This is a genomic window from Streptococcus mitis (genome assembly GCF_946188685.1).
Taxonomy (GTDB): Bacteria; Bacillota; Bacilli; order Lactobacillales; family Streptococcaceae; genus Streptococcus; species Streptococcus mitis_CC.
The window spans coordinates 210,137-226,427 of sequence record NZ_CAMHWH010000002.1 but is presented as its reverse complement, the minus strand read 5'-3'; the positions used below and the strand labels follow the sequence as shown (position 1 = coordinate 226,427).

18 protein-coding genes and 1 pseudogene are annotated in these 16,291 nt (G+C 42.3%); 1 reads left to right on the top strand and 18 read right to left on the bottom strand.

What is annotated here, in order from left to right:
• Positions 1 to 8 precede the first annotated feature (8 nt).
• The 17 genes from N8N51_RS02910 to N8N51_RS02830 all read right to left on the bottom strand — a co-directional run bounded on the left by N8N51_RS02910 (position 9) and on the right by N8N51_RS02830 (position 15,629).
• Complete coding sequence (locus N8N51_RS02910; RefSeq protein WP_000658173.1) at positions 9 to 1,004, bottom strand: PhoH family protein; 996 nt, start codon at positions 1,002 to 1,004, stop codon at positions 9 to 11.
• 84 nt (positions 1,005 to 1,088) lie between these two features.
• Entirely contained in the window at positions 1,089 to 1,304 is a 216-nt protein-coding gene (locus N8N51_RS02905; RefSeq protein ID WP_001232089.1) for a YozE family protein, read from the bottom strand.
• A gap of 8 nt (positions 1,305 to 1,312) precedes the next feature.
• Entirely contained in the window at positions 1,313 to 2,167 is an 855-nt protein-coding gene (gene cvfB / locus N8N51_RS02900) for an RNA-binding virulence regulatory protein CvfB (RefSeq protein ID WP_001095435.1), read from the bottom strand.
• Positions 2,168 to 2,226: 59 nt separating this feature from the next.
• Positions 2,227 to 2,784 (bottom strand): ribosome recycling factor, encoded by a 558-nt coding sequence (gene frr / locus N8N51_RS02895; RefSeq protein ID WP_001262225.1) that lies wholly within the window; start codon positions 2,782 to 2,784, stop codon positions 2,227 to 2,229.
• A gap of 8 nt (positions 2,785 to 2,792) precedes the next feature.
• Positions 2,793 to 3,530, bottom strand: a complete 738-nt coding sequence (gene pyrH / locus N8N51_RS02890) for a UMP kinase (protein ID WP_000002996.1) — start codon at positions 3,528 to 3,530, stop codon at positions 2,793 to 2,795.
• A gap of 83 nt (positions 3,531 to 3,613) precedes the next feature.
• Complete coding sequence (gene trmFO / locus N8N51_RS02885; protein ID WP_049491846.1) at positions 3,614 to 4,948, bottom strand: methylenetetrahydrofolate--tRNA-(uracil(54)-C(5))-methyltransferase (FADH(2)-oxidizing) TrmFO; 1,335 nt, start codon at positions 4,946 to 4,948, stop codon at positions 3,614 to 3,616.
• A gap of 285 nt (positions 4,949 to 5,233) precedes the next feature.
• Entirely contained in the window at positions 5,234 to 6,103 is an 870-nt protein-coding gene (rsmI, locus tag N8N51_RS02880; protein ID WP_084926428.1) for a 16S rRNA (cytidine(1402)-2'-O)-methyltransferase, read from the bottom strand.
• A gap of 2 nt (positions 6,104 to 6,105) precedes the next feature.
• Positions 6,106 to 6,423 carry a DNA replication initiation control protein YabA gene (yabA, locus tag N8N51_RS02875; RefSeq protein WP_000358228.1) on the bottom strand — a complete coding sequence of 106 codons (318 nt, stop codon included), beginning with the start codon at positions 6,421 to 6,423 and terminating at the stop codon, positions 6,106 to 6,108.
• A 39-nt stretch (positions 6,424 to 6,462) separates the two neighbouring features.
• A complete protein-coding gene (locus N8N51_RS02870) occupies positions 6,463 to 7,353 on the bottom strand; it encodes a DNA polymerase III subunit delta' (RefSeq protein ID WP_084926429.1) in 891 nt (296 codons plus the stop codon).
• A complete protein-coding gene (gene tmk / locus N8N51_RS02865; protein ID WP_261103527.1) occupies positions 7,350 to 7,988 on the bottom strand; it encodes a dTMP kinase in 639 nt (212 codons plus the stop codon). Before tmk ends, N8N51_RS02870 begins: the two co-directional genes overlap by 4 nt.
• A 228-nt stretch (positions 7,989 to 8,216) precedes the next feature.
• Positions 8,217 to 9,014, bottom strand: coding sequence for a pyrroline-5-carboxylate reductase (proC, locus tag N8N51_RS02860; protein ID WP_261103525.1), 798 nt, complete (start codon positions 9,012 to 9,014; stop codon positions 8,217 to 8,219).
• A 3-nt stretch (positions 9,015 to 9,017) separates the two neighbouring features.
• Positions 9,018 to 10,280: a glutamate-5-semialdehyde dehydrogenase gene (locus tag N8N51_RS02855; protein WP_084927540.1), complete on the bottom strand. Its 1,263-nt coding sequence runs from the start codon at positions 10,278 to 10,280 to the stop codon at positions 9,018 to 9,020.
• A 9-nt stretch (positions 10,281 to 10,289) separates the two neighbouring features.
• Positions 10,290 to 11,399 carry a glutamate 5-kinase gene (proB, locus tag N8N51_RS02850; protein WP_261041164.1) on the bottom strand — a complete coding sequence of 370 codons (1,110 nt, stop codon included), beginning with the start codon at positions 11,397 to 11,399 and terminating at the stop codon, positions 10,290 to 10,292.
• A gap of 100 nt (positions 11,400 to 11,499) precedes the next feature.
• Positions 11,500 to 13,383 carry a phosphorylcholine esterase CbpE gene (gene cbpE, locus N8N51_RS02845; RefSeq protein WP_261051905.1) on the bottom strand — a complete coding sequence of 628 codons (1,884 nt, stop codon included), beginning with the start codon at positions 13,381 to 13,383 and terminating at the stop codon, positions 11,500 to 11,502.
• 2 nt (positions 13,384 to 13,385) lie between these two features.
• Positions 13,386 to 14,273, bottom strand: coding sequence for an RluA family pseudouridine synthase (locus N8N51_RS02840; protein ID WP_125454574.1), 888 nt, complete (start codon positions 14,271 to 14,273; stop codon positions 13,386 to 13,388).
• Positions 14,263 to 14,724, bottom strand: coding sequence for a signal peptidase II (gene lspA / locus N8N51_RS02835; RefSeq protein ID WP_000745688.1), 462 nt, complete (start codon positions 14,722 to 14,724; stop codon positions 14,263 to 14,265). Before lspA ends, N8N51_RS02840 begins: the two co-directional genes overlap by 11 nt.
• Positions 14,721 to 15,629, bottom strand: coding sequence for a LysR family transcriptional regulator (locus N8N51_RS02830; RefSeq protein WP_084951261.1), 909 nt, complete (start codon positions 15,627 to 15,629; stop codon positions 14,721 to 14,723). Before N8N51_RS02830 ends, lspA begins: the two co-directional genes overlap by 4 nt.
• Here N8N51_RS02830 and N8N51_RS02825 point away from each other — a divergent pair.
• A pseudogene (locus N8N51_RS02825) lies at positions 15,622 to 15,696 on the top strand (AraC family transcriptional regulator); the annotation flags it as partial. The gene N8N51_RS02830 and the pseudogene N8N51_RS02825 sit on opposite strands and share 8 nt — an antisense overlap.
• A gap of 174 nt (positions 15,697 to 15,870) precedes the next feature.
• On the opposite strand, the gene N8N51_RS02820 reads toward N8N51_RS02825, so the two are convergent.
• Complete coding sequence (locus N8N51_RS02820) at positions 15,871 to 16,281, bottom strand: DUF5301 domain-containing protein (protein ID WP_049532957.1); 411 nt, start codon at positions 16,279 to 16,281, stop codon at positions 15,871 to 15,873.
• Positions 16,282 to 16,291: the final 10 nt, after the last annotated feature.

Below are 16,291 nucleotides of genomic sequence, written 5' to 3'. Positions count from 1 at the left end.
CTTTTTTGTTATTCTGTTTCTTCTTGGACTTCTTCACGCTCTTCATTTTTAACTGGAGCTGGTTCATAAGCTCGGATAATCTGAGCGACAACTGGATGGCGAACCACATCCTTGGCTGAAAAATGAACAAAGTCAATCTGGTGAATGTTCTTGAGCTTTTCTTGGGCATCAATCAAACCGGACTTGACGTTACGCGGAAGGTCAATCTGACTGATATCTCCATTGACAATCATCTTAGAATTAAAGCCTAAACGCGTCAAGAACATCTTCATCTGCATGATAGTCGTATTTTGCGCCTCATCGAGAATGACAAAGGCATCATCCAAGGTTCGTCCACGCATATAGGCAAGGGGCGCAATCTCGATAATTTCACGCTCCATGAGTCGAGTTGTTTGGTCTTTTCCCAGAATCTGATACAAGGCATCATAAACAGGTCTAAGGTAAGGATCTACCTTCTCTTTAAGATCACCCGGAAGAAAACCTAGACTCTCGCCAGCTTCCACTGCCGGGCGTGTTAGGATAATCCGCTTAACCTGACCACGTTTAAGAGCTGTCACAGCCAAGGTCACTGCAAGGAAGGTCTTCCCTGTACCTGCTGGCCCAATTCCAAAGGTCACATCATGCTGTTTGACACTGTCCACATAAAGTTTTTGACCCAAGGTTTTGACACGGATAGGCTTCCCAGTATTATCCTTGATGATTTCTTCTTCGTAAAGGGCGACAAACTTGTCGATTTCATCGTTTTTGACCATGCTAATTGCAGTCACCACATCTGGCGTACCAACGGTCATTCCACGATTTACCAAGACCATCAAAGCCTGAATAACCTGACGTGCTTCCTCACAAGCAGCCTCTTCTCCCAAAACCTGGACAATCTCCGTACGAGCATGAATCACCACATCAAGCTCTTCTTCCATTAAACGAAGATGGCGCTCATTGGAACCAAAAAGATGAAACAAGTCATCTGGATGACTCAGTTGAATGTCTATTGAATGTTCCTTCAAATAAAGAACCTCTCTAATCCTTTTATTTCTTTTTATTATAGCAAAGGGGTGGAGAAATTACTAGCCCAAACCCAATGAATCATGCTAGTGTTCTAAGTATTCTTGCCAGATAGCGTCAAAGTCTCCTAGGTTAAAAGAGAAACTGGCATGCTCCTCCAAAAAGCGACTCACCTCATCAAAATCATCGGTGTGTTTTGGGAAGGAAGACTCTTCAAAAGCTAGGTCTGCCAAGATAGCCTTGGGACTGTTACTTTTAGGATTGCGCTCGGTCATGAGCCAAGTGTAAAATGATTTTCTCATAAGTCTCCCTAAATCAACTCTGTCCCAAACTGGTCTTGCTTGATTTTACCAGCCTTCATAAGACCACCTAGAGCTTTTTTAAACTGACCTTTAGAAATGCCAAAGGTTGCCTTGATGTCGTCTGGAGATGACTTATCATTTAAGGTCATGAAACCGCCATTGCTTTCCAAGTAAGTCAAAATCATCTGAGCATCATTTTCCAACATTTCAAAAGAACGTGGTTTGAGGGAGAGGTTCAATGTGCGGTCCACTTCACGAAAACCAATAACACGCGCATCTAAAACTTGCCCCAAACGTGGCTCTGCGTAACGCTCGCTAGGATGGATAAAGCCAAGCATGTTATTTTCTGGCAGATAGACAAAGGTACCTGACAGCTTGAGGCGGTAAACAATGGCTGGCCAGTTTTGGTTCTGCATGTTGTTGTAGGCAGGACGAGCTAGACGTTGGAAGTCTTCTTGATAAGCCAAAAGTCCCCAAATACGGTCTTTCTTGTCCACCTCAAGACGGATGTAGAGTTGGTCGCCCTTCTTAGGCCAGAGTTCCTTGAGCTCAGGGAGAATATCGAGTGACACAACGATTTCCTTGTCAGGAAGGCCTGTATCCACAAAGACACCCAAGTCTTTACGAACTTCCGTTACAGTTCCCCAACCAAATTGGTCCTGAGTGGCCGTCACTTCTATGGTTGTCAGGCGGAGTTTTTGCTTCATGTCCGTGTAGGCAAAACCTTTGACCGTATCCCCTACTGTATGTTGACCTTCTTCCTTAGCAAGAGCATAGGTTTGGCCATCCTTTTGCACAAAGTAAAAACGGTCATTTTCATCGATTATCAGTCCAACGATAAAACTTGCAAGATTTGTATTCATATTTCCTTCTTTCGAATAAAACTCAGCCAGCAATGCCAACTGAGTTTTTCTGTTTATTTTTAGACTTCCAAAAGTTCTTTCTCTTTGTTGGCAGTCATGTCGTCGATGTGTTTAACAGCATCGTCTGTTACTTTTTGAATATCTTTTTCAAGAGTCTTCAATTCGTCTTCAGTGATTTCTTTTGCTTTTTCTTGTTTCTTAGCTTCATCCATAGCATCACGACGGATATTGCGGACAGCCACTTTAGCATTTTCGCCGACCTTCTTCACTTCTTTAGCAAGGTCACGACGAGTTTCTTCTGTGAGAGCAGGGATAACCAAACGAATAACAGAACCGTCGTTAGCTGGTGTGATACCAAGATCAGAAGCGTTCAAGGCACGTTCGATGTCTTTCAATGAAGACTTGTCAAATGGTGTCACCAACAAAACACGCGCTTCTGGAATCGTAATTGAAGCGATTTGGTTAAGAGGAGTTTCTACTCCGTAGTATTCTACATGTACACGGTCAAGCAAGCTTGCATTGGCACGACCAGCACGGATACCACCAAATTCACGAGCAAGTGATTGGTGAGACTGGGTCATTCTCTCTTTAGCTTTTTCAATAATTGCGTTAGCCATAATCTTTCTTATTCCTTTTCTTCGATATTATTTGAAACTGTTGTTCCGATATTTTCACCAAATACGACACGTTTGATGTTGCCTGGTTGGTTCATGTTAAAGACAACCAAGTCAATGTCGTTATCCATTGAGAGGGTTGAAGCTGTTGAGTCCATGATACGAAGACCTTTATTGATAACATCACGGTGGGTCAATTCTTCAAATTTAACAGCTGTCTTGTCCTTCTTAGGATCGGCATTGTAAACACCATCTACGCCATTTTTGGCCATAAGGATAGCATCCGCTTCGATTTCAGCCGCACGAAGGGCCGCTGTTGTATCTGTTGAGAAGTAAGGTGAACCAATTCCAGCACCAAAGATAACGATACGGCCTTTTTCAAGGTGACGAAGGGCACGTCCACGGACATAAGGCTCTGCCACTTGTTGCATAGCAATAGCTGTTTGCACACGTGTATCAACCCCAACTTGTTGCAATGAATCTGCCATCACAAGAGCATTCATAACCGTCCCAAGCATTCCTGTGTAATCTGCCTGAACGCGATCCATACCTGCCTCTGCTGCAGGTTCACCACGCCAGAGATTTCCTCCACCAATAACAAGGGCAATTTCGATACCTAAGCTATGAACTTCTTGAATCTCTTTTGCGATTGTTTGAACTGTTTGGATATCAATCCCTACGCCACGTTCACCGGCAAGGGCTTCACCTGATAACTTGATTAAAATACGTTTATACTTGGGATTCGCCATTTTCACTCTCCTTTTTTTATCCTACCTATTTTATCACAATTTCTAAGATTTTTATAGTATCATGAACAATTCTTTGAAAAAAATTAGACCGTTAAAAATTCTTCTAAGTCGCTAAGAGCGCGCTCTGCAATTTTTTCATAACGAGCCTTCTTATCACGAATACGCTCGCCTTCCAACTCCTTGATAATCCCAAAGTTGACATTCATTGGTTGGAAATGCTTGCTGTCTGCATGGGTGATGTAATGAGCTAGACTTCCAATCGCTGTTGTCTCTGGGAAAATAGCCTCGCTTTCTCCCTTGAAAAGACGAGCCGCATTAATTCCCGCAACTAAACCTGACGCTGCGGACTCAACATAGCCTTCCACACCTGTCATCTGACCAGCAAAGAAGAGGTTTGGCTGTTTCTTAGAACGATAGGTCTGTTCCAGAAGATTTGGTGAATCCATGTAAGAATTGCGGTGCATGACACCATAACGAACAAACTCAGCATTTTCAAGACCTGGAATCATTTGGAAGACACGCTTTTGTTCTCCCCATTTGAGGTGGGTCTGGAAACCGACGATATTATAGAGGCTACCAGCTGCATTGTCCTGACGAAGCTGAACCACCGCATAAGGGGTTTTGAATTCTCCATCACGAGGTCCTGTGTAGTCGTCCGGATACTCAAGCCCCACTGGCTTCATAGGTCCATAAAGCATAGTTTTAATGCCACGCTTGGCCATAACTTCGATAGGCATACAACCTTCAAAGTACTTTTCTTTTTCGAAAGAATTGAGCGGTGCTTCTTCCGCATTAACCAAGGCTTCATGGAAATCCATAAACTCTTGCTTGGTCATGGGAGCGTTGAGATAAGCGGCTTCTCCCTTATCATAACGAGACTTGAGATAGACCTTGCTCATATCGATAGTGTTGACGTCGATAATAGGGGCTGCCGCATCGTAGAAATAGAAACCATCGCCATCATTAAGAGCATGAATCTTTTCAGCCAAGGCATCGCTAGTCAAAGGACCAGTAGCGATAACTGTAATAACATCTGTCGGCAATTCTGTAATTTCATCACGAACCACTTCAATCAAGGGATGGTTGGCCACTTTTTCGGTCACCATTTGAGAGAAACCATCACGGTCCACCGCAAGAGCACCACCTGCAGGAACACGTGTAGCTTCAGCAGATTCCAAGATAACAGAACCCAAGCGACGCATTTCTTCCTTGAGAAGCCCAACAGCATTAGTTAGAGCATCCCCACGAAGAGAATTGGAACAAACCAACTCAGCAAAATTGTCTGTTTTGTGCTGGGGTGTTGACTTGACCCCACGCATTTCATAGAGTTTAACTGGAATACCACGTTCTGCAATTTGGTACGCTGCTTCTGACCCTGCCAAACCAGCACCGATAACATTGATATAAGATTGAGACACGACACTAATACCTCTTTGGGAGTGTGAAGACAAGGTTCACATTGAAAAAGCCAATCGGACTTACTTCGCTTTCGAGTTTCTTGGCTCAGGCTGAAAGAGTCCACAGGACTTACTTCGCTTTCGAGTTTCTTGGCTCAGGCTGAAAAAGTCCACAGGACTTACTTCGCTTTCGAATTTCCTGGCTCAGGCTGAAAAAGTCCACAGGACTTTTTCACTCCCACAAATCTTTCTAATTTTTTCTTCTACTAGTATAACAAAAAAAGGGAAGAAGGCAAACTTCCCTGTTTAGTCATTTTCTTCCCAATCGTGATAGGCAGCGTAAAGCTGGCTCTTATTCCACTGGTAAATCTTTGCTACTTCCTTAATGGCTTGATTTTTCTTCATACCATGTTGGATGCGGGCTTGGATTTCTAAGAACAAGTCTTCCTCGTCTTTTTCTTCCACATCCTGACTGGCACCTTCAACGATAAGAAGGCATTCTCCCTTAAGTGGCGTTTCAGCGATGCTTTCCAGCAATTCAGAGATCTTTCCTCGTTGGTATTCTTCATAGATTTTAGTCAATTCCCTAACCAAGACGACCGAGCGGTCACCATAAACTGCTAGCATATTTTCCAACGTATCTGCCACACGATGGGGCGATTCATAGAAAATCTGAGTTTCAGGATAGTCTTTTTTCAAGTCGAAAAATTGCTTTTGCTGGCCTGATTTTCTCGGTAAAAAGCCGTAAAAGATATGTGGCTGTGGCGCTAAACCACTGGCAATCAAGGCAGAAATTCCTGCAGAGGCACCTGGAACAGTCACAACCGCAATTTCTTCCTCAATGGCTGCCTTGACCAAATCATGACCAGGGTCTGAGATGCTTGGCAAACCTGCATCCGATACCTGAGCAATACTTTGCCCTGCTTTCAGGAAATCAATCAAATCAGGAATCTTTTCCTTGGCATTGTGCTCATGAAAACTGATCTGCTTGGTCGAAATGTCAAAATGCTTGAGCAAAAGACCTGTATTGCGCGTGTCCTCAGCAGCAATCCAATCCACTTCTTTCAAGGTCTGAATAGCTCGAAAGGTCATATCATCTAAATTACCAATCGGCGTTGCCACTAGATACAGCTTGCCGTAGGGAGACTGCCCCTTAAAACTTTTTTGAATCTGCATGCCTACTCCCTGTATAACAACTCATCACAGAACATACATTCCTCATCCTGCTCTCGACGTTGTCCATAAAAATCATTACAAACGTGAAATCCATCACGGTAAATACGACGAACACTTTCGCGAACATGCTTGGCCTTGACGGGAGCGTCTGCTTCCACCTCACCCAAGCGTTCTCGCAACTTACTATTTTCCAAGCGAAGAGCTGTATTTTCCTCTACCAGGCTCTTGAGATTTTTCTTGATGGCTTCCACATCGGCCAAGGTCACCAATAACTGTTGTGAAAAATCATCCAGCGCATCAAATAATTCTTTTTTGTCCATAAAACAGCCCTTTCCTTTCTTTATTAATCATTTTTAAGTTTATATTTCTTTCAAGACCAGATATTCTATGGCATTTTGAAAGCTGACATTAGCTTGCCACATTTTTCTAGCTTCTAGCAAATCTTGTAGAATCACTCTTACTCTTGCTTGTAGGATATCTTGTCCACAGAGAACTTCAAGAATCCGTAAAACCTGATCTTGTTTTTCCTTGTCATCTGCCAAGTTAGCTAATTTAGCAACCTGCAGATAACTTTCTTTTTTCTTAGCTACTAACCAAGTCAACAGGCGTTCACTTTCATCGACCAAAGTCCAAAAACTTGCCTGATTAGCCAACTTTTCTGCTTCAGCTCGCGATTGACTAAACTGGGCTAAAAGAGTCGCTTTTTTCTTAACCAGTCCCATTTGTTCTAAGAGCAAGATCTGCTTCTCTTCTTGTTTTTTAAAGTGGAAAATCTGGGTCCGACTTCGGATGGTCGGCAACATCTTTTCCTCATCGCTGGTCAAGAAGAAAATATAAACCTCACTCTGGGGTTCTTCGATGACCTTGAGCAGAGAATTGGCTGCGTTGGGGTGCATTTTCTCAGCTTGCTCGATAATAAAGACCTGCTGCTGGCTTTCAATCCCTGCTTGAGAAAACTGCCCCACCAATTCTCGAATCCGTTCTGTCTTGATGACCTGATTGACTGGCTTAATCAAGGTGACATCGGGAAATTCTCCCAGTTCAATCAGCTTACAATTTCGGCATTTCTCACATGGTAAAACGCCTACCTTATCCGTACAAAAAAGGCTCTTAGCTAAAAACTGTGCCATTTCCAAGCTTCCAAAGAAACCTGAAAATAGATAGGCATGATTGAGCTGGTCTTGTTCTAGGATACGAACAAAGCGGTCAAACTGGTCTGGCTGCCAAGCCTTTAGTTGATCTTGTTTCATTTGGTCAAGCCCATTCTGTCAAACAAAACAGCCTTGGTAGTTTCCACAACTTGCTCCAAAGGAAAACTAGCATCAATCTTGACAATGCGATTCCCTTCTTTGTTCAGAAGAGAAAGGTAGCCTTGACGAACTTTTTTATGCAAGTCCAACCCTTCCAAGTCCAAACGATTGACCTCACGATTGCTATTAGCAGCAATGCGAGCCAGTCCTTCTTCCACCTCGATGTCAAAATAAAGAGTCAAGTCGGGTTTAAGGCCATCTGTCGCAAACTGATTGAGCCAATCAATGGCGTCAATATCCAAGCCACGACCAAATCCCTGATAGGCAACGGAACTATCGATGAAGCGGTCCATAATGACCAACTTGCCAGCTTCAAGGGCTGGAAGAACTTTTTCCACCAAGTGCTGTCTGCGACTAGCGATATAGAGCAAAAGCTCTGTTTTCGCATCCATCTGGGTATGACTTGGATCCAAAATTACTTCCCGAATCTTCTCCCCAATCAAGACTCCGCCAGGTTCACGGGTCGTCAACACCTCTACCCCTTTTTCCTCTAAAATTGGTAGCAGAGCCTCTAAAACACTAGTCTTGCCTGCTCCCTCTGGTCCCTCAAGAGAGACTAAAAATCCTTTTGACATGTCTAACTCATTTCTTTTTTACTACTTCTATTCTATCAAAAAAATAGGGGTTTGTGACAATCTTTTTGTCTTCTCATTTCATACTCAATGAAAATCAAAGAGCAAACTAGGAAGCTAGCCGCAGGTTGCTCAAAACACTGTTTTGAGGTTGCAGATGGAATCTGACGCAGTTTGAAGAGATTTTCGAAGAGTATCAGCCACCATAAAAGAGGCAGACAAAACTACCTCTTATTTACCTAATTCTTGTGTTCGTTTGTAGGCTTGACCAACTGCCTCCATGACCGTTCCTCTAAAAGCATGCGCTTCTAAGCTCGCTACACCAGCAATAGTCGAACCTCCTGGGCTGCAGACTTGGTCTTTCAATACTCCAGGATGCTCTTGGCTTTCTAGGACCAATTGTCCAGCTCCTACCACAGTTTGAGCCGCCATTTTCAATGCCGTTTCTCTTGGTAATCCCGTCTGAACACCCGCATCTGCCAAGGCCTCAATAAAGAGATAGACAAAAGCCGGTCCACAACCTGCAAGACCTGTCGCTGCGTCGATTAAGCCTTCTCCTAGCTCAACCAAGAGACCAGCCTTAGTTAAAAGCTGACAAAATAACTCACTGTCCTCAGCCTTGCAATTAGAAGACAAGGCATAACTAATCACTCCTTGTCCAATAGAAGCAGGGGTATTTGGCATCATACGAATAATTCGGTGCTGACTTGGAAGAAGACTAGCGAGTTTTTCTAAGGTCAATCCAGCTGCCATAGAAATCAAAAGAAGACTTTCTCGTTTTTCAAGGATAGTCTGGTATTGAGAAAGCAGTTCAGAAAACTGAGCAGGCTTAACTCCTAGAAAAATCACATCTGCTTCTGCAAAAATTTCTTCATTGCTGGAAGCCTGACCTCCAAAGTCAGCAATGAAAGCATCCACCTTGGCTTGACTACGATTGGCAAGGAGAATCTCATCTGACGGTCTAGCCTGCAAGACAGACTTAGCCAAGCTAGCACCCATATTCCCCAAACCGATAAATCCAATCTTCATCTCTTACTCCCTTATCTGTCCGTCACCAGTGACCACATACTTGTAGCTGGTCAACTCTTTCAAGCCCATTGGACCACGCGCGTGCAGTTTCTGAGTTGAAATCCCCATTTCGCAACCCAGACCAAATTGGCCACCATCTGTGAAACGAGTTGAGGCATTGACATAGACAGCTGCAGAGTCCACTTGATCTGTAAAGTAAGCTGCAGCTTCAGCATTTTCCGTCATAATGGCATCCGAATGATGGGTACTGTGGGTTTCAATATGGGCAACCGCTTCTTCTAAACTGCTCACAACCTTAACAGCTAATACATAGTCTAAAAACTCGGTGTCAAAGTCTTGGGCCTCAGCTGCTTGACCTGAAACAAACTGACTTGCTTTTTCATCCAAACGGAATTGAATTGGTTCCAGACCAGCTTCTTTTCGATCTGCAACCAGTACTTGCTCCAAGCGAGGAAGGAAGCTTGCTGCCTTGTCTTCATGAACAAGGAGAACCTCCATGGCATTGCAGACAGAAGGACGACTGGTTTTGGCATTGTTGATGATAGACAGAGCCTTGTCTTCATCTGCGTCCTTATCGACATAAACATGGACAATCCCAGTTCCTGTCTCGATAACTGGTACAATAGCATTTTCAACCACTGCATTGATCAAACCAGCTCCTCCACGAGGAATAAGAAGGTCTAGATAGCCCTTGGCCTTCATCATGGCATAGCTACTTTCACGGCTGGTATCTTCCACCAGTTGAATCACATCTGGGTGAATAGTGGTCGTCTCCAAGCCCTTCTTCATGGCTGTGACAATAGCATGGGCAGTTTGATAGGCATCCTTACCACTTCGAAGAACAACCGCATTCCCACTCTTGAGAGCCAAAGCAGCCGCATCAGACGTCACATTTGGACGGCTTTCATAGATAATACCGATAACCCCCATAGCCACACGTTTCTTTGTGATAACCAAACCATTTTCAAGCTGATTGGTTTCTAAAACTTCACCGATTGGATCTGGTAAAGCAACCACTTCACGAATCCCAGTTGCCATCGCTTCTATACGACTTACATCCAAATAAAGACGATCCAGCATCACATCTGAGATTTTACCCTTAGCAGATTCCATATCAAGGGCATTTGCCGCTAAAATCTCCTCAGTAGCTGCTAATAAATGATCAGCCATGGCTAGCAAGGCTTGGTTTTTCACCTCTTCACTAGCTGTGTTGATCGATTTTTTAACAGCCTGTACCTGTTCAAATTGTTCTTGTGTACTTACCATAGTTTACCTCTAAAATTCTGTAAAGAGTAGTTGGATTTCAGGAGTAATGGAAATCCAGTCGTCACGATGAATCAAGACACCCTTGGCTTTTTGAGAACGCAACATATCCTCCAAAGCAGATGCTCCAAATTGCACACGCCCTTTTCCAAGTGATTTTCCACTTTCCTTGTCAAATACTGTCACAATATCGCCGTAAGAAAAGGCGCCTTCTGCTTCAACGATACCAGATAAAAGAAGACTCTTTCCATGTTGAGAGAGAGCTTCTGCAGCCCCTTTATCAACCCAAATAGAACCTTGACTCTGAGCATAAAAGGCCAGCCATTGTTTCTGGGTACGAAGTCCCTTCTCTTGAGCAACAAAGTAGGAACCATCCTTGGTCTCCTCAGCCGCCTCAATCATGGCATCTGACTTCAAGGATGAGCAGATATAAACAGGAACTCCTGATTCCGTCGCGATAGTTGCGGCTTTGATTTTGGTTAACATGCCACCTGTACCATTAGACGAACCAGCTCCACCGGCCATATCGATAATCTCACGATTGATGGTCTCGATTCGCTCCAAGCGTTTGGCTGTTGGATCTGAATTAGGATTTCCAGTATATAGACCGTCTACGTCTGTCAAGAGGACCAAAAGGTCTGCTTGAACCATGGCTGCTACCTGGGCACTTAGAGTGTCATTGTCCCCGACCTTGAGCTCATCAATGACGACACTGTCATTCTCGTTGATGATAGGAATCGCTCCACGGCTAAGTAGAACCGACAAAGCCTGATGGGCATTTTTATAACGGCGCTTATCCACAAAGTCATCCTGGGTCAGCAAGATTTGTGCAGAAACGATTTGGCGCAAGAGAAGATTGGTCGTGTATTCTTCCAACAAAAGGCCCTGTCCTACCGCTGCTGAAGCCTGCTTATCAGCAATCTTAGTCGGACGCTTTTTAAATCCTAAGGCCCCAAAACCAGCCGCAATGGCTCCCGACGACACCAAAATCAACTCATGACCCGCCTCGTGCAACATAGCCAACTGCTGGGTAATAGCCTTTACCTTACTACGTGATAAACTTCCATCCTCATTTGTCAGAGAAGAAGTCCCCACCTTAAAGACGATCCGTTTGTATTTCATAGTCTTACTCCGATTCTTCATATTTATCCATTATAACATGAATGGTAGGAAATAGAAAAGAGTTGATAGGAAAAAGAAGGCCCTAAAACCTTCTTTTTTACTACTGTTCTGATTCCGATTTGTTTGCACTCGTTTCAGAGCTTTGTGAAGTTGAAGAAGTCAAATCTTGACTAGTTGAAGAACTTGTAATACTTTCGTGTTGACTCGTTTCTTTATTTTCAAGATCTTTTTTCACTACTTCATTGGATTCTTTTATTTCTGAATGACTTGTGACTTTAGTTGTAACAGATTTCTCTACCGGAACATCCACTAACCAGGCACCACTTGAATCAACAGTATAGCCTTCTGGTGTCTTACCGTTCACAAGCAATTGACCATTTTCTTTCAAGAAGTACCATTTATCCTTGTCTTTAATCCAACCAACAGCTCGTGAACCATCTTCCTTGTAGAAATACCAAGCATTTGCCTTTTTAAGCCAACCTTGCTTCATAGCTCCTGAATCTTCTAGATAGTAATGATGACCAGCAACTTCTATCTCGCCTGTCTTCATGATACCAGTAGAATCCATATAGTACCAGGTTTCTTTATCTTTTACCCAACCCGTTTTCATTTCTCCTGATTGAGCAAAGTAATACCATTGCCCCTTATATTGAAGCCAACCTGTCTTCATAGATCCATCGTTTGATAAATAATAGTTCTGACTTCCAGTATTTACCCAACCAATTTCCATCTGATTTTCTTTGTTGAAATAATACCAGCTTCCATCGATTTTTTTCCAATTTTTAGCAGAAGCACCAGAGTCTGTCAAATAGAACCAACGATTGTTCCATTTTTTCCATTGATTCTGTAACAAGATACCCGTTTGGTTGAAGTAATACCACTCACCTTTGATTTCATTCCAACCTACTGCATATTCTCCTGTAGAATCAGGCGCTTGATACCACCAGTTTCCATATGCACTCTTATGCCAACCAGCTTGAAAACTTGGAATCGGCTTGTAGGAAGTTGAAATGTTTACTAAACCGTCTTTTCGAATATCAAAAACTGTCGCATCATAGTCTTTGCTGGCTGCGTTAATTCTCTCAATTCCACGTTCTTTGATCCAATTGACATACTCACTATCAACACCATTTTTCCAAGGTAGACTATCCGAAGTTTGAACAATCAAACTCGGACTCAAATTTCTGATGAAATCCTTGGTATTTGATTTGTTGGTATCATGGTGATGATTAAACTTCATCAAATCAACTTTTCCAATGAGAGGACCATACTTGTCTTCTGCTCCATGAACATTATCTAAGTCGCCCCCAAGGTAAATTTTCTTACCATTGACTTTTACCACGCTAATCAAAGAATTAGAATTATCATCCCAAATTTTCTTTAATTCACCTGATGAATCAGTTTCATTTTCATAGTTATAGAGTTGAATATCCATGTCTCCAAACTGAAAATGAGCATCCCCTTGTGTGATATTTTGAATAACTGAAACACCTTTTTCAGCGGCAGTCTGTAAAACCTTATCATAGCCATACAGATTATCCCATAGACGTTCAGAATTAGTAATACGATTATCACTATATTTTTTAAGATAGACTCGGTCAACTGGGTAGGTAGAAAGTAATTCATCAACATTTCCAATATGATCACTGTGGGTATGGGTCACTAAAATAAAATCAAGATTTTGGACACCCAATTCCTTCAAACGACGAAAGACACGGTCTGTCAGAACATGCTTATAAGACGTTTCAATTCCTTCTCTCCATGGGTAACGAGAATCACTTCCATCTGGGAAATCATAATCTTCTCCTGTATCAATCATGGCAAAATGTCCATTGCTTTCAAGAATAATCGCATCACTGCCACCTTCTTGAACATTGATAAAGTGGATTTTATTTCCTGAACTGTCTTGAGCTTGAACATTTCCATACCATGACAAACCTAAAAAAGCGCCTGCAAGTGCTAAACTAGTTAATTTCTTTTTCATTCTTACTTTCTCAATCTCTCCAATGTTTTCTTAAAAATCTCTGGAATATCTGCTGTAAATTCCAAGGTCTCACCTGTTCTCGGATGAGTAAAACCTAGAGTCTTGGCATGAAGAAATTGTCCATGCCCTTTCAGAGTCTTGCGAGGACCATAGACTTCATCACCAGCGACTGGATGACCAATATAAGCCATGTGAACACGGATTTGGTGGGTACGTCCTGTCTCCAGTTGCAACTCCACTAAGCTGTAATCACCAAAGCGTTCCAAAACGTGGAAACGGGTAACTGCAGGCTTGCCTTTAGCAGTCACAGCCTGTTTCTTACGGTCTTTTTCACTACGGCCAATCGGAGCTTCAATGACACCACGATCATTAGGCAGATTTCCATGAACAATCGCCCAATATTTGCGGAGAGACTTTTTATCCTTGAGTTCTTGGGCAAGTGCTAGATGCGCCTCATCGTTTTTAGCAATCATGAGAAGGCCTGACGTATCCTTATCAATACGGTGAACAATTCCTGGACGCAGAACCCCATTGATACCCGACAAATCCTTAATATGGTACATAAGGGCATTTACCAGAGTTCCACTAGTATGACCAGCACTCGGATGCACAACCATCCCCTGAGGTTTGTTAACGACTGCCACATCCTCATCTTGGTAGATGATTTCTAGCGGAAGATTCTCAGCTACATACTCTAAAACCTCTGGTTCTGGCACATTGTAAGTGACGACATCGCCCTCTTGAACTGTGTATTTAGCTTTCTTGACTTGGCCATTGACCAAGACCTGGCCTGATTTGATTTGTTCATTCGCGAGACTGCGTGATAATTCTGTCAAATCCGACAAAGCCTTATCCAAACGCAGGCCACCAGTTTCAATTTTAATTTCCATTTATTTCCTCTTTTAACATTGCAATCAATAAAATAATCACTCCGACCGTCAGATAGCTATCTGCCACATTGAAAATTGCAAAATTGATAAAGTCAAGGTGGAACATATCCACAACAAAGCCCTGACTTATCCTGTCAATAAAGTTCCCAAGACCACCTGCGATAATCAAGGTCAAACCCAAGACCATCCAGAGTGAGTCCTCCATGTGCTTATGTAGATACCAAATGGCACCTACCATAACGACAAGTGTAATGATAGCAAATAACCACTGCTGGTCTTGTAACATGGAGAAGGCTGCCCCTCGATTTTGCAGGTAGGTCAAGCTAACGAAATTGGGAATCCAAGAGCGTACTTCACCCAGTGGAATCTGCTGGACGATATAGGATTTAACCAACTGATCCAGCCCAATCAAAAGCAGTACAATGACTGCCACTATTCCTCTTTTTTTCATGATTTCCTCTTCTGATCAAAATATTCTTGCATGACTTCTACGAAAAGAGTCCCAGCTTGACAAAGCTCTACTTCTTCACGTTTAACATAGACCATGCGATTATCCAATTTATCCTTGAGACGAATAACTGTAATACCATTAACACTGTCACTATCTAAAAATCCAGAACCTGTCGCATAGGCGTCCGTCCGCTCCAAAATACCATTCAAGGTAGCACGGTCTGTCACATTAAACATCTGTGAACTAGCACTGGTATCGACAAAGTTCTCTGAATAATAAAGGTACTCGTCTTTCTCTTGAGTGAAACGAACCGTTGGTAGATCCGCTAAATCCTCCATGACCAATTCCTCTTTCTGAGCCAAAGGATGCCCCTCACGAAGATAAATATGGGTATGGAAGGGAATCAATTCAATGACCTCAAGGCCTAACTTTTCAACCCTTTGCATGATCCCCTTTTTATTTTGATTGTTGAGGTAGATAATCCCAATCTCACTGTGCCCCTGAGCTACTTCATCAAGTATTTGAACTGTAGTAGACTCAAAAATACGGAAGTTTTTATAGTCAGGATAGCGCTCTGAAAAGGCCGTAATGGTTGGTGGCAAGAAGTCATAGTGCTGACTAGCAATGGAAAATTCATCTTTTTCTTCTTCAGGATTGGCATACTGATTTTGAAAAATATCAAATCCTTTAACCAATTCTTGCGCTTTTTCATAGAATTCCATACCACGACGGGTCAAGAAAGTCCCTGAGCTGGTCCGACGGAAAATCTTAAAACCCAACTCTTTTTCCAAATCACGAACAGAAATGGACAAACTGGGCTGACTGACATACATCTTCTCAGCAGCTTCACGGAAAGTACCGCTATTGGCAATGGCAACAACATAGCGTAATTGTTGAATGTTCATCTTCTACCCCCAACTTCTTTATCTTTTCATTATACCATATTTTAGAAGTTTTCCAAAAAGGAAAAAAGTCTGGAAATTTTCAAATTCCAATGAAGAGTCTAACAACCCAATACAAGAATTAGAATAATGTCTTTTTCAGTCCTCATTTTGGTTCAAACAAATAAAAACAGCAAATCTTGTTGATTTACCGTTTATAATATGTTGCAAGAAAAGCCTCTAACATTTTCTTTTGTCCTATAAATCAACTAGAAAAAAACTCTTTAATCCTATTGGCTATATCTGGACTTACTTGCCAAATACCAGCATAAGGTTGCTCAATATACTGTCTTTTCTTCTTAGTATATAGATAGACTACACTATCCTTTTCTTCATTCTGATGATAAAACTTGATAATGATATAATCTTTAACATTTGTCGGTTGATCATTTACACTCTCCAAAGAGGTAGATTTTGACTGTCTCTGTATCTCCTTAATCAATTTTGAAATTTCTTCTCTCTTGTTGATAGTTTTAATATCTTCAGAGGTTTTTTTCTGCAGAGAAATTACAGAAATAGTTTCAGGTTCAGGAAGAATAAGTTTTTTCTTACTGACACAAGCAGATAGAACAAGAAAAGAGATTGAACAGACTATCATGGTGATAAGCTTTTTCATACAGGTTCAC

Coding starts and splice junctions, on each gene's coding strand:
- N8N51_RS02820 (WP_049532957.1), bottom strand. CDS start 16,281: ATGAAAAAGCTTATCACCATGATAGTCTGTTCAATCTCTTTTCTTGTT.
- pyrH (WP_000002996.1), bottom strand. CDS start 3,530: ATGGCGAATCCCAAGTATAAACGTATTTTAATCAAGTTATCAGGTGAA.
- frr (WP_001262225.1), bottom strand. CDS start 2,784: ATGGCTAACGCAATTATTGAAAAAGCTAAAGAGAGAATGACCCAGTCT.
- yabA (WP_000358228.1), bottom strand. CDS start 6,423: ATGGACAAAAAAGAATTATTTGATGCGCTGGATGATTTTTCACAACAG.
- tmk (WP_261103527.1), bottom strand. CDS start 7,988: ATGTCAAAAGGATTTTTAGTCTCTCTTGAGGGACCAGAGGGAGCAGGC.
- N8N51_RS02830 (WP_084951261.1), bottom strand. CDS start 15,629: ATGAACATTCAACAATTACGCTATGTTGTTGCCATTGCCAATAGCGGT.
- N8N51_RS02905 (WP_001232089.1), bottom strand. CDS start 1,304: ATGAGAAAATCATTTTACACTTGGCTCATGACCGAGCGCAATCCTAAA.
- N8N51_RS02840 (WP_125454574.1), bottom strand. CDS start 14,273: ATGGAAATTAAAATTGAAACTGGTGGCCTGCGTTTGGATAAGGCTTTG.
- proC (WP_261103525.1), bottom strand. CDS start 9,014: ATGAAGATTGGATTTATCGGTTTGGGGAATATGGGTGCTAGCTTGGCT.
- lspA (WP_000745688.1), bottom strand. CDS start 14,724: ATGAAAAAAAGAGGAATAGTGGCAGTCATTGTACTGCTTTTGATTGGG.
- proB (WP_261041164.1), bottom strand. CDS start 11,399: ATGAAATACAAACGGATCGTCTTTAAGGTGGGGACTTCTTCTCTGACA.
- N8N51_RS02870 (WP_084926429.1), bottom strand. CDS start 7,353: ATGAAACAAGATCAACTAAAGGCTTGGCAGCCAGACCAGTTTGACCGC.
- rsmI (WP_084926428.1), bottom strand. CDS start 6,103: ATGCAGATTCAAAAAAGTTTTAAGGGGCAGTCTCCCTACGGCAAGCTG.
- cbpE (WP_261051905.1), bottom strand. CDS start 13,383: ATGAAAAAGAAATTAACTAGTTTAGCACTTGCAGGCGCTTTTTTAGGT.
- cvfB (WP_001095435.1), bottom strand. CDS start 2,167: ATGAATACAAATCTTGCAAGTTTTATCGTTGGACTGATAATCGATGAA.
- N8N51_RS02855 (WP_084927540.1), bottom strand. CDS start 10,280: ATGGTAAGTACACAAGAACAATTTGAACAGGTACAGGCTGTTAAAAAA.